The sequence below is a fragment of the Nocardia sp. JW2 genome (assembly GCF_051843015.1).
In the GTDB taxonomy this organism is placed as follows: Bacteria; Actinomycetota; Actinomycetes; order Mycobacteriales; family Mycobacteriaceae; genus Nocardia; species Nocardia coubleae.
On sequence record NZ_JBPXLK010000012.1, the window covers coordinates 87,113 to 99,134 of the forward strand.

The following is a 12,022-nucleotide window of genomic DNA, read 5'->3' on the forward strand; positions in this document are numbered from 1 at the left end:
TCGCTCGACGCGCGGCTAGTCGTCGTAGTCCACGTACTTGCCTGCCAGCTTCGCCATGAAGTCCTTGGCACCGATGGGCCCGTACTTCGGGGTGCGGCCGGGCCATACCTCGAGAACCGAATCCTCCCGGGGCAGAACGAGATAGGGAACAGAGATCCGCGACACCGCCCGGTGGGCCGGATCCCTTGGCGCGCAGACTCGATGCGAACACGAACGGAAGCGGTCGTTGCTGACCATTTGGAGCCAGTCGCCGCTGTTCAAGATCATGGACCCGGACGGCGCGGACACCCTGCTCCAGGTTTTGCGCTCCGGGTGGAAGACCTGCAGCCCTTCGATCGGATTGGCGGGCAGCAGGGTGATGAGGCCGTAGTCTTCGTGGGTCATGAAGCGACCCGTGTTCTCGGTATCGCTCTCGCGGCTCTCGAACGCCGGGTAGTGGTTGATCCTCAGCACGCCGTTCGGCGGTGACAGTTCCTCGTCGTAGATCGAAGGATCGATATCCAGATACTCGAGCATGGCTCGGACGAGCGGCAGCGTCATGTCCTCACACGCCCGCCAATACGGCCGCAGACCCGTTTCGAACTTCTCCTCCGGCCAGAAGGACAGCGCCTTCTGTGAGTCCTCACCGGGCATACGGAAGGAGTCGCGAAAGAACTCCCATGCTTCCACCGCGTTCGGCCGCGTCGGCGTCCACTCCTGGACTGCGAAATACCCGCGGCGGAACGCTCCGCCGTACACATAGTCGGTGGCGGCGAACTTCAGTTTCTGTTCGTCGGGAACCGACGTGAACAATTCCAGTGCGCACGCATCGGTGGCCCGGAGCGAGTCGGCATCGATCCCATGGTTCACCAAGATCGCCAGTCCGATATCTTCCATGGCACGACCGAGCGTATCGACGAAGCGTTTCCGTGCCGCCGCGTCGCTCTGGAGGTCGGCCATGTCACAGATCACCGGTTCGAAACTGTCGTCGAATATGTCGTCGGGACTTTCCTCGAGGGAATAGTCGAGGTTTTTGTCCACCACCCCGAACTTGCCGAGCGCTTCATTGGCATTGGAACCCACGTTGTCACCTCTGAATGAATCCGAGCCGTCGGCAGACGACTACATTTACACGCCGCCGGTCCGACGCACAGAAGACCTCAGCGATCCAGATACCTGGCAGCCAGCCTGGTCATGAAATCCCGGCCGCTGATCGGTTGATATTTCGGTTCGAACCCGGGCAGCACTTCCACGATCGACGTCTCGTGCGGATGTACGACATAGGGAATGGTGAGGCGAGGCACCGCCCGCTGGGCACGATCGCGAGGGACGCTGACGCGATGGGTGCAGGAGTGGAAGTGATCGTTGCTGATCATTTTCAGCCAGTCGCCACTGTTCAGCACGAAAGAACCGGTAGGCGCGTGGACCCTGCTCCACGTCTTGCGCCGGGGGTGGTAGAGCTGCAACCCCTCCACCGGGGTGGCGGGCAACAGCGTGATCAGCCCGTAGTCCTCGTGGGCGATGACCCGGCCCGTGTTCCCGGCCGCCACCGCCGCGTCGTCGATCGGCGGGTAGTGATTGAACCTCAGCACACTGTTCGGTGGCGAGAGTTCTTCGTCGTAGAGCGATGGGTCGACGCCCAGATACCGGAACATGGCGTGCACGAGCGGGAGCACCATCCGCTCACACGCCTGCCAGTAGGGTCGCAACGCCGTTTCGAAACGCTCGTCGGGCCAGAAAGTGAGTGCCTTGTCGGGGTCTTCGCCCGGAATGCGGAAAGCCGCTTTGTCGAGTTCCCACGCTTCTACGGAATTCGGCAGGGAAGGCGTACTTTCCTGGAGGGGGATGTACCCCATTTGCAGCGGCTCACCGAATGTGGTGTCCGTCGCGATATACCGCATCTTTTCTTCGATGGGTGTGGCCGTGAACATCTGGAGTGCCGCGTCGGCGGCCGCCGGCAGGACGGGCTCGGCGCCATGGTTGATCAAGATGGCCAGTCCGACCTCCTCCATCGCCTCCCCGAGCTGGTCGATGAAGCGGTTTCGCGCCGCCGCACCACCGTCGAGGTCGGCCATGTCGCAGACTTGTGGCTCGAAACTGTCGTCGAATACGTCGCCGGGACTTTCGACGAGAGTATATTCCAGACAGTCGAGATCATTCTCCACCACGGCGTATTCCGGGTGCTCCACATCGGATTTGTTTGCGCTCACACTGGCCCCCTTCAAGATATTCGATCAGGTATCCGGGCAGAGTTCCACTCGGTGACTGGAAAGCTTGAGAAAGGTCGAATAAGGCGGAACTGCTGGGTAGATCAAGGTTGCATCACCACCGGTGCACTGTCAATAGCGTTCGCAGCGGTGACCAGTCGCAGAGAATTTGCTCGCCGCGAAGCTATATTTCGGCAATCCGACCAGACAGTCATCAAATTCTCGCATCGACAAGCCATTCCCGATTCACAGATCTTCGCAGCCCGGAAAACGCGATGAATGCACGGAGTATGACGGCTTCCGGGCGGCACAAACCATTCCACCGGCAGCGGGAATCATGGCACGACCGCACTCACCGTGCCCGGCCATTTCGCAACGAGCAGCCCGCGTTGCGCCGTGGAGTCGCTACCCGACTCGCGTCCATCGAACGACGGGCCGCTACGGACCACTTTACGGTGATTCACGTTGAGACAGAGCGTATTTCGGTCACTTCGTCGATCCTCCGACCGAATGCGCAGATCACAGCTGTTGCCCCGCGGGTAGCAATCGGTACGCCGGGCTCCGACTCGGCTACCGAGCTGACCGGAGCCAAAACCGTTGTCCGCGCATGTCTTTCGCGCCGTCGTTGGTTCGCGGTGATGGTGCGGACCGGCGGGCAACGCGGCCGACGAACAGCTCACCCGGCTTCGTCGAATGCCGTGAAGACTATCCGCCCACCTATGCGCTAGTTCGGGATGTGCCTACCGGCGCGGGCCTGCAGGTCTTCGTCGATCTGTGCGAAGTCGCGGTCCTTGGTCTCGGGGACCCGGCGGTAGACGAATATCAAGGCCACCAGGCAGATCACGGCGAAGATCAGGAAGACAGGTCCTGATCCGATCGCCCCGGTCAGCGGCAGGAAGGCCGTCGACATGATGAAGTTCGACAACCAGCTCACCGCGGAGCCCGCGCCCGAGCCCTGCGCCTGCACGTCGGGTGGGAAGACCTCGGCGAGGATCACCCAGAACACCGGGCCCATCCCGATGGCGAAGGACGACACGAACACCAGCATGCACACCAGCAGGATCACCGAACCGAGATCGACGATGAACGAGACACCGAGCAGTGCCACCGAGATCCCCATTCCGACCAGGGAGATGAGCAACAGCGGTCGGCGTCCGAGCCGGTCGATCAAGCGCAGCGAGACGAATGTCATCGCGAGATTGACGATGCCGATGATGACCGAATAGACGATCGAGTTCGAGGCGCTGAGGCCGGTCTCCTCCATGATCGTCGGCGCGTAGTAGAGCACGGTGTTGATGCCGACGAACTGCTGCAGGACGGCGAGTCCTAGTGCCACGATCAGCGCGGGGCGGACGCGGGGCGCCAGCAGCACCCGCCATCCCTTCTGCTCGGGACTCTTGTCCTGTTCCCGAAGGCGCCGGCGTTCGGCTTCTTGGTGGCGGTAGTGCTCGATCACCTTCTCGGCGCCCGCGGCACCGACGACCGAGCCGATGGTGGTTCGTGCTTCGTCGATACGTCCCTGCGCGATCAACCAGGTGGGCGTTTCCGGCAGCCGTTTCACGATCAGCACCAGCAAGACCGCCGGAATCGCGCCGACCCAGAACATCGCGCGCCAGTCGCCACTACCGCTGAAGGCGAGGTTCACAAGGTAGGCGACGAGCATGCCGACCGTCTGCAGCAGCTGATTGAGGGTGAGCATTCGCCCGCGGATCTGCGGCGGCGAAATCTCGCCCAGGTAGGTGGGAACAAGTGCCGAGGCGATGCCGACACCGAAGCCCATGACCAGGCGGCCGAGGACGAGCAGCGGGAATCCGGTCGCCAGCGCCGACACGATGAAGCCGACCGCGAACAGCAGCCCGGCGCCGCCGAGCACCATTTTGCGGCCGAATCGGTCCGCGAGCCCGCCGGTGAACATCGCGGCGACCAGCGCGCCGAGCAGCAGAATACTTGTCACCAGGCCCTGTTGGGCGTCGTGGAGGTCGAGGTCGCCGCGGATGTAGAGCAACGCACCGGAGATGACGCCCGTGGCGTAGCCGATCATGAAGGTGGCGAGGTTGATCCACAGTCCCCACCGGGCGACCATGCGCAGTCCCGCGTTGGGGACGTCGAGTTGGGAACTCTCTGAACCGTTGGTCATCTCATTCCCCCTTGCCGGGGAGCCCGGTCGGAGCCCAGCCGGTAGGGCCCGTGCTGCCTGCCGCGTATTCCCCTATCGGCACCCGGTTCTCGCGCCAGGCCTCGCGGACCGGCTCGATGATGCGCCAGCACTGGACGGCCATGTCGCCACGTACCGACAGTGGTGGGATGCCCTCGATCACGCCCCGGAGTACTTGGCCGTAGGGCGGCAGCATGCCCGCGCCGAACTCGCCGGCCAAGCTCACCGGATCGATCTCGAACGAGTCGCCCGGTCCGCTGATGTTCACGTCGATCCCGAAAGTGTTGGCGCCGAGGGGTATTCCGATGTGGAGCCGGTTGGGTTGTGGGCTGCCGGTCATGCCGACCGGTATTTGTTGCGGCGGCTTGAAGGTGACCGTCACCTCGGTGCGCGGTGAGCCGAGCGCTTTGCCCGAGCGCACCCGGAACGGCACACCCGACCAGCGCCAGGTATCGACCGCGAGCACCAGTTCGGCGAAGGTCTCGGTATTGCGGGAGCCGTCGATGCCCTTCTCGTCCACGAAGGAGGGCACCTGACGGCCGTCGATCTCACCCGCGGTGTAGCGGGCGCGGCGGCTGTATGTGATCGGGTCGTCGTCCCAGATCCGGGTGGCTCGCAGGATCTGGGCCTTCCCGTCGCGCACGGCGTCCCCGTGCAGCGACGGCACGGGCTCCATCGCGAACAGCGACAGCACCTCGAGCAGGTGGCTCTGGATCATGTCCGCCAGCGCACCGGTGCCGTCGTAGAAGGCGGCCCGACCTTCCAGCGTCAGGCTCTCGTCGAAGATCACGTCCACGCTGTGCACGTGCTGGTTGTTGAGCAAGGGTTCGATCATGCGGTTGGCGAACCGCACCCCCAGGATGTTGAGAACGGTCGACATGGCGACAAAGTGGTCGATCCGGTGCACATGGTCTTCCGGAACGAGCTGGGTCACCAACTCGTTGAGCGCGGCGGCGCTCTCGGCGTCGCTGCCGAACGGTTTCTCGATCGCCAGCCGGGTGCCCTCGGGCAGGTCCACTCCGGTGAGCACGCGGCAGACCTTCTCGGTGACAGCGGGCGGCAGCGCGAAATAGATGATCAGCTGACCCGAGCAGGAGTCGAGCAATGCGCGCAGATCGTTCTCGTCGGTGGCATCCGCTGTGACATAGCGGGTGGTAGCGACGACGGCTTCCACCTGCGGTCCGTGCGCGTCCACCGTCGCGAAGGACTCGGTGACCTGCGAACGCCAGCGGTCGTCGTCCCAGCTTTCCACCGCGCTGCCGACGAGCTGAAGCTTGTCCACACCACCGGTGGTCAACAGCGCACCGAGCCCCGGCAGCAGCAGCCGCGCCGTGAGATCGCCGCTCGCACCGAGAATCACCAGCGTCTGATCACGTGAACTGTTCGCACCAGTTGTCGAGTCCGAGGTCATAGTCCTTCGCTCCTGTCGTGCGTATTGCGACGAGCAACGCGGCCTGCAATGCCGATCCGACCCTGCGCCCACAACGGAGCGCCTCCTGCATGAACTTGCGCGGGACAACTCTATGTTGCCGATGGACCCGGCGCCGGGAGGTCGTGAGCAGCGCGTCACCGGGTCATGTGCTGCGGAGCCATGCCGATCCACGACCAGATGGCAACGCGCGACCGTCCGTGGTCGGGTGCGCCAGAATCGAAGACATGAGTACCGCATCGGCAGTCGCCATCGCAGTCCGTCCGCGACTGGCCCGTCGCAGCGACGCGGTGCTGGCGGGGCTCGACGCACCTCGCTCACTCGGCCATTACGTCTACATCGCACTGGAAGTCGTGAAGACGATCGCACTGCTCGTCGCGGGCATCGCCCTGCTGATCTCCGCCTGACACCTCGCGGAGGCCGCCTCGAAGGCGCGATCGCCTGCATTGGTTCCCGGGCGCGCTCGCCTACTTCTCGGGGACCGAGGGCCACCAGACCTTGTCACCCAGGAGTTCGAACAGTGCTGGGACCACCAGTGTTCGGACTACGAAGGTGTCGAGGAGGATGCCGATGCCGACGACGATGCCGAGTTGGGTGAGGGTGATCAGCGGAAGTACGCCCAAGACGCAGAACACCGCGGCCAGCACCGCGCCCGCGCTGGTGATCACCGCGCCGGTGGATGCGACGGCACGGACCATACCCTGGGTGGTGCCGTTGGCCGCTGCTTCCTCGCGCGCCCTGGTCACCAGGAAGATCGTGTAGTCCACGCCGAGGGCGACCAGGAACAGGAAACCGAACAGTGGCACGTTGGTGTCCAAGGCCGGGAAACCGAACACGGTGCCGCTGATCCAGCTGCCCGCGCCGAGGGCGGCGAGCGCGCTCAGGACTGTGACGCCGACGAGCAGCACCGCCGCCGGGACCGCGCGCAACAGGGCAAGCAACACCAGCAGAACGACGACCAGGATCAGCGGGATGACCAATCCCTGGTCCCGGCGCGCGGCGTCGCGGATATCGAGGGCCTCGGCATCGGAGCCGCCGACGAGCGCTGCACCGTCGGGGATCGCGCCGAGTACCGAACGCATCGCCTCGACGGTGGTGAACGCGTCGGCCGAGCCGGGCGGCGCGTCGAGGACGACCGACCAGCGCGTCATTCCGGTGTCGGAGGTTCCGGTGCGGGTCGTCCGGGAAATCCCCGGCACGGTATCGAGTTCGGCCTGCACCGACGGTGCGGCCGCCGTGCGGGCGATCACGACGGCGGGATCGGCGGAACCGGAGGGGAAGTGTTCGGCCAAGGTCTGCAGTCCGTCGACGGATTCGGCTTCGACCCGGAACTGCTCGGTGCGTGACAGGCCGATGTCGGTGGTCGCGAGACCGGCCGCGAAGACCACGAGGACGGCCGACGCGACACCGGCGACGAGGCCCGGGCGGCGCACCACGCGCCGCGCGACGTTCGCCCAGACGCCGTGCTCGGCCGGGTCGCGACCGTCGGCGTGAGGCACGAACGGCCAGAAGATCTTTCGCCCACACAGGGCCAATGCCGGGGGCAGGGCGAACAGGACGAAGATCAACGCGACGACGAGTCCGGCCGCGGCGAACGCGCCGAGGCTTCGCGTGTTCGGCAGCGCGGCCAGCAGCAGGGTCAGCAGTGCGAGCACAACGGTGACATTGCTGGCCAGGATGGCGGGCGCGGCATGGCGTACGGCGGCGCGCAAAGCATCGCGATGGTCGTCGTGGCGATGCAGTTCGTCGCGGTACCGGGAGACGAGCAGCAGTGCGTAGTTCGTGCCCGCGCCGAAGACGAGGACGCTGGTGATGCCGGAGGTCGAGCCGTCGAAGGTGAGACCGGTGAGCTGGGCCAGCGCGGTGCCGACGCTGGTGGCGACGCGGTCGGCCAGGCCGACGACCGTCAGCGGGACGAGCCAGAGCACCGGTGAGCGGTAGGTGAGGATCAGCAGCACCATCACCACCAGCGCTGTCACGATCAGCAGCAGGGTGTTGGCACCGGAGAAGGAGTCGGCGATGTCGGCGCCGAAGGCGGGACCGCCGGTCACCTGCACGCGCAGCGGTTCGGGCAGGTCCGTGGTGAGTTCGGTGCGCAGTTCGTCGACGCGATCGGTCAGCGCGAACCCGTTCAGGTCCGCAGACACCGGGATCTGGGCGATGGCGGCGCGGCCGTCGGGAGCCGGGACGACGCGTGGACCGCCCGACGCGGAGACCTCGGCCCGGGTGAGTGCGGCATCGAGTGCGGCCAGGTCGGTCGGGGTGAGCACACCGTCATCGGTGCGGGTCGCCACCAAGATCGCGGCGGCTTCGTCCGCGCCTGGGAAGTCGTCGGCGGCAGCGGCGGCCCGAGCGGATTCCGCCGAGGACGGCAGCGACACCGGCGCCTGCCCGGCGCTCTGGTTGCTGCCGGCCGACGCGACAACAGCCACCGCGGCCACGAAGACCGCGAGTAGCAGCGCCCATGATCGCCGCCCGGTCACCATCCGGGCGAACCGATCCCATCCCTGCCCGTCGCTGAGTCGCATCACGCGGTCGACTATTTCAGAAACTTAACTATCTGACAATGTCGCGACCCGGGAGCGGCTAAGCTCGCCACCGGATCGAGAGGAGACATGCGTTGGGTGACCAGACCACCGAGGACGCCGATCCGGCTCGCGACCGGTCGGAGCTGGAAACCGAGATCGCCCGCGATCTGCGCGCGCTGACCGCGATCTCCGAACAGATCGGTCACGTCTTCGCGCGGTCGAACGATCTGCGCCCCAACGACTTCCGTGCCCTGATGCAGGTGGCAACCGCACAGGCCGAAGGCACACCGGTGACCGCGGGTCGGCTGAGCACACTGATGGGGATTTCCGCGCCCGCGGTCACCTATCTCGTCGAGCGGATGATCGAATCCGGTCATCTCGAGCGAGTACCCGACGCCACGGACCGCCGACGAGTGCACCTCGGCTACACCGACCACGGCATGTCCGTGGCGGCCGGATTCTTCGGACCACTCAGCACCCGCACCCGGGCTGCGATGGCCGATCTGCCCGCTGCCGACCTCGAGGCAGCCCACCGGGTGTTCGTCGCGATCACCGGCGCGCTGCGCGATTTCTACAGCGAGTTACCGGCGCAGATGGACCGCTGAGCTCGTCGCAGGTCCCGATGTCCGGCCCGGCTCACCGTGCGAAGCAGCGCCTCCCACATACATCCGCACCCGCGGATCCGCGGCGGCGGACAGTTCCGCCATCGTCCCGGCGGCCAGAATTCGCCCTTTGCTGATGACAACCAGGCGGTCGGCGTAACCGGTGGCGGCGAGCAGGGCGATGTCGTGGGTGATGACGAGCAGGGCCGCGCCGGTGTCGGCGTACTCGCGCAGCGACTTCCACACCGCGTAGGCGGTGCCCTGGTCCAGGGAGGCGGTCGGGCCGTCCGCGACCAGGACATCGGGAGCGGTCAGCAGGGCGGCCGCGACGGCGGCGCGTTGGATCTGGCCCGCGGAGTTGTGCCGCGCGAGCAACTCCAAAGCGTCGATCGGGTAATGAGCGGCAGCGCAGGCTTGCTCGACGGTCCAGGCTCGGTGTCGAAGCTCCGATCGGCGGAGTTGCTCGCCGACGGTCTGGTCGGGCACGAAGGCATCGATACCGTCCTGAGGGATATAGCCGACGCGACCGTCGATCAGGACTTCCCCACTCGCGCGTGCCGATTCGGGCAGGCGGCCGGTCAGTGCGTAGGCGATCATCGTCTTGCCGTCGCCGGGGCCGCCGAGCAGCGCGGTGAGCTGTCCGGCGGGAACACTCAGATCCACGCTCGTGAGGACTGAGTCGCGCCACCGGCCGGTGTCGATGTCGACGCTGAGGGAACGCAGTTCGGCTGTCACGACTCCAGTGTGGCCGGGGTTCCTCAACGACGACACCTAGACTACTGCGAACCATTCGGTGGGATTTCTCGATTTTCGCGCTCGGCAGGAACGAGGTGGCTATGCCGTCGGGTCCAAGGGTGAGTCGATGAGTGACGGTACGACGCTGCGGTCCTGGTGGAAGGACCCGGTCGACTACCGCTGGCTGGTGCGCACCCTCGCCGTTCGCTCGGCGCTGCTGCCGCTGAAGGTGCTGATGGGCACCGCAGGCGCGGGGATCGCGGTCATGGGTCTGGTGATCGCGGGCACGCCCGCGGGGCCGCCCGTCGCGGCGTCCGTCGTCGGAGTTCTGGCGGGCGCGCTGTGGGCCGCGCGCTGGTGGCTGCTGCCCTGGCCCGGCAGAACCGAGTCGCTGACCCTGATCGCCTTCGCCGATCTGCTGTTCACGATCGAGTTCCTCCAGGTGCACAACCGCCTGTTCGGCGCCATGGGTGCCGTCCTGCTGCTGGCGACCGGCAGCTATCTGAGTTTCTTCCACAGCGCACGGGCCGTGGCCGCGCATTCGGCCTGGTCGGTGCTGTCGGTGGTGGTGTTGTCCGTGCGGATCGCGACGGGCGGGGACGGTGTCACCCTCGCGGTCGCGGTGGGTCTGCTGCTGGCGACGGTGATCACCGCGGTGCCCGCGTTCCAGCTGCTCTACTGGCTGCTGCGCATCGAGTCGCTCTCGGATCCCCTCACCGAACTGCTCAACCGGCGAGGGCTCGAGAACCGGCTCCCCCGACTCGTCGAGGAGCATCGCGCCGTCTGCGTCATCTCCTTCGACCTGGACCGGTTCAAGAGCGTCAACGACACCTGGGGTCACCGCATCGGCGACATCGTGCTGATGCGAACCGCCCGGCGTCTGCGCGAGGCCGCCCCGGATTCGGCGGTGGTGGCGCGGACCGGCGGCGAGGAGTTCGTCGTGGCCGCCCCGATCGCGGCGGCAGGCGCCCGCGATGTCGCCGAAGACCTCCGCCGGGTGGTCGCCGCGCCCTCGGATACCGCGGTGGGCGTGACGGCCAGCATCGGCGTCGCGGTCTTCGACGCGACGGTCTGCCCGCACTGCCCACGCCCCACCCCCGACCGCTTGCTGCAATCCGCCGACGCGGCGATGTACCAGGCGAAACAGTCCGGTGGAAACCTGGTCGTCCTCGACGACCTCACCCGGCCACCCGGGCACTCCCACACGCCGGGCGGGGAATGAACCGGGAGTTACAGCTGCCGACGGCGCGAACCACGGTGATCAGCCGGAGATCGCTGGAATGCGGCCGATCTCGCGGCCGATCCGGGTGAGAAGTCGGCTGGTCAGGTCCGGGTCGTCGGCGGTGTTCGAGTCGGTGTAGTCGCCCAGAGAGTAGACGGCCGCGAAACCGGCTCGGTGCCAATGGTCGCGGGGCAGGGTGTTGCGTCCGGCGACCGCCACCACGGGGGTGGGGTGGGCTCGGGCGGCCAGAACCGCGGGGAGTTTTCCGTGGGCGGTCTGCTCGTCGATGCTGCCCTCGCCGGTGATCACCAGGTCGACATCGGGCAGGTGGCGGTCGAATTCGAGCAGTTCGAGAAAGAACTCGGCGCCGGAGACGATGGTGCCGCCGAGCAGCAGGGCGGCGAAGCCGATCCCACCCGCGCTGCCCGCACCGGACGCGGCCGCGACAGTCGCCGCGTCCGGATAGCCGCTGCGGACGAAGGCGCGGACCAGGTTGCGCAGCCCGTCGTCGAGGAACCGGACGTCGGACTCGGTAGCGCCCTTCTGCGGGCCGTACACGGCGGCCGCACCGTCCGGTCCGAGCAAGGGGTTGGTGACATCACTCGCGACCACGATGTCCACCTCGCTCAACCGGACCGCCCGCGACGAGTCGACCGTGTGGACGCGGGCCAGGCTCCGCCCACACGCGCGCAATCGCTGTCCGCTCGCGTCGGCGAAGGTGACGCCGAGCGCGGCGAACATCCCCATCCCGCCGTCGGTGCAGGCGCTGCCGCCGAGCGCGAGGACCAGGCGTCGCGGCCGGTGCCGCAGTGCCTGCGAGATCGCCTGTCCCACACCGAGACTGCTCGCGTCCAGCGGCAGCTTCCGGCCGTTCGGCAGGGTGGCGAGACCGCAGGTGTTCGCGACCTCGACCACCGCGGTGCCGTCGCCGACGGCGATCCGCGCGTACCTCGGGGCTCCCGACGCCCCGGCCACCGTCACCGGATGCGGCGTGAACCCGGCCGCGACCGCCGCGTCGACGCTCCCGTCGCCGCCGTCGGCCATCGGCATCCGCATGCTGTCGATCCCCGCCTCCGCCAAGCCGTCGGCGAGGCGGTCGGCCACTTCGGCCGCGGTGAGGCTTCCTTTGAATTTGTCCGGGGCGAGGAGAACCCTCACGCGGTCG

General features: G+C 66.8%; 9 protein-coding genes and 1 pseudogene. 3 read left to right on the forward strand and 7 right to left on the reverse strand.

The features are described 5' to 3' along the window. Positions 1-15: 15 nt before the first annotated feature. The 4 genes from ACSVDM_RS18390 to ACSVDM_RS18405 form a co-directional block, all read right to left on the reverse strand. A complete protein-coding gene (locus ACSVDM_RS18390) occupies positions 16-1,062 on the reverse strand; it encodes a 2OG-Fe(II) oxygenase family protein (RefSeq protein ID WP_439266497.1) in 1,047 nt (348 codons plus the stop codon). Between the two features lie 77 nt (positions 1,063-1,139). Continuing rightward, positions 1,140-2,189 (reverse strand): 2OG-Fe(II) oxygenase family protein, encoded by a 1,050-nt coding sequence (locus ACSVDM_RS18395; protein WP_439266499.1) that lies wholly within the window; start codon positions 2,187-2,189, stop codon positions 1,140-1,142. Positions 2,190-2,910: 721 nt separating this feature from the next. Continuing rightward, complete coding sequence (locus tag ACSVDM_RS18400) at positions 2,911-4,323, reverse strand: sugar porter family MFS transporter (protein WP_439266501.1); 1,413 nt, start codon at positions 4,321-4,323, stop codon at positions 2,911-2,913. 1 nt (position 4,324) lies between these two features. After that, positions 4,325-5,752 (reverse strand): glucose-6-phosphate dehydrogenase, encoded by a 1,428-nt coding sequence (locus ACSVDM_RS18405; RefSeq protein ID WP_439266503.1) that lies wholly within the window; start codon positions 5,750-5,752, stop codon positions 4,325-4,327. A 266-nt stretch (positions 5,753-6,018) separates the two neighbouring features. Between ACSVDM_RS18405 and ACSVDM_RS18410 the strand changes: the two are divergent. Further along, positions 6,019-6,177, forward strand: a pseudogene (locus tag ACSVDM_RS18410) (hypothetical protein); the annotation flags it as partial. 60 nt (positions 6,178-6,237) lie between these two features. On the opposite strand, the gene ACSVDM_RS18415 reads toward ACSVDM_RS18410, so the two are convergent. Then, positions 6,238-8,298 carry an MMPL family transporter gene (locus ACSVDM_RS18415; protein ID WP_439266708.1) on the reverse strand — a complete coding sequence of 687 codons (2,061 nt, stop codon included), beginning with the start codon at positions 8,296-8,298 and terminating at the stop codon, positions 6,238-6,240. 92 nt (positions 8,299-8,390) lie between these two features. Here ACSVDM_RS18415 and ACSVDM_RS18420 point away from each other — a divergent pair, with 92 nt between their 5' ends. Continuing rightward, complete coding sequence (locus ACSVDM_RS18420; RefSeq protein WP_439266505.1) at positions 8,391-8,903, forward strand: MarR family winged helix-turn-helix transcriptional regulator; 513 nt, start codon at positions 8,391-8,393, stop codon at positions 8,901-8,903. Here the strand turns inward: ACSVDM_RS18420 and ACSVDM_RS18425 are convergent. Further along, positions 8,880-9,635, reverse strand: a complete 756-nt coding sequence (locus ACSVDM_RS18425) for an ATP-binding cassette domain-containing protein (protein WP_439266507.1) — start codon at positions 9,633-9,635, stop codon at positions 8,880-8,882. The two genes, ACSVDM_RS18420 and ACSVDM_RS18425, sit on opposite strands and share 24 nt — an antisense overlap. Before the next feature lie 127 nt (positions 9,636-9,762). Here ACSVDM_RS18425 and ACSVDM_RS18430 point away from each other — a divergent pair, with 127 nt between their 5' ends. Continuing rightward, positions 9,763-10,857 carry a diguanylate cyclase domain-containing protein gene (locus ACSVDM_RS18430; protein WP_439266509.1) on the forward strand — a complete coding sequence of 365 codons (1,095 nt, stop codon included), beginning with the start codon at positions 9,763-9,765 and terminating at the stop codon, positions 10,855-10,857. 39 nt (positions 10,858-10,896) lie between these two features. Here ACSVDM_RS18430 and ACSVDM_RS18435 read toward each other — a convergent pair whose 3' ends face one another. Next, entirely contained in the window at positions 10,897-12,015 is a 1,119-nt protein-coding gene (locus ACSVDM_RS18435; protein WP_439266511.1) for a glycerate kinase, read from the reverse strand. Between the last annotated feature and the right edge of the window lie 7 nt (positions 12,016-12,022).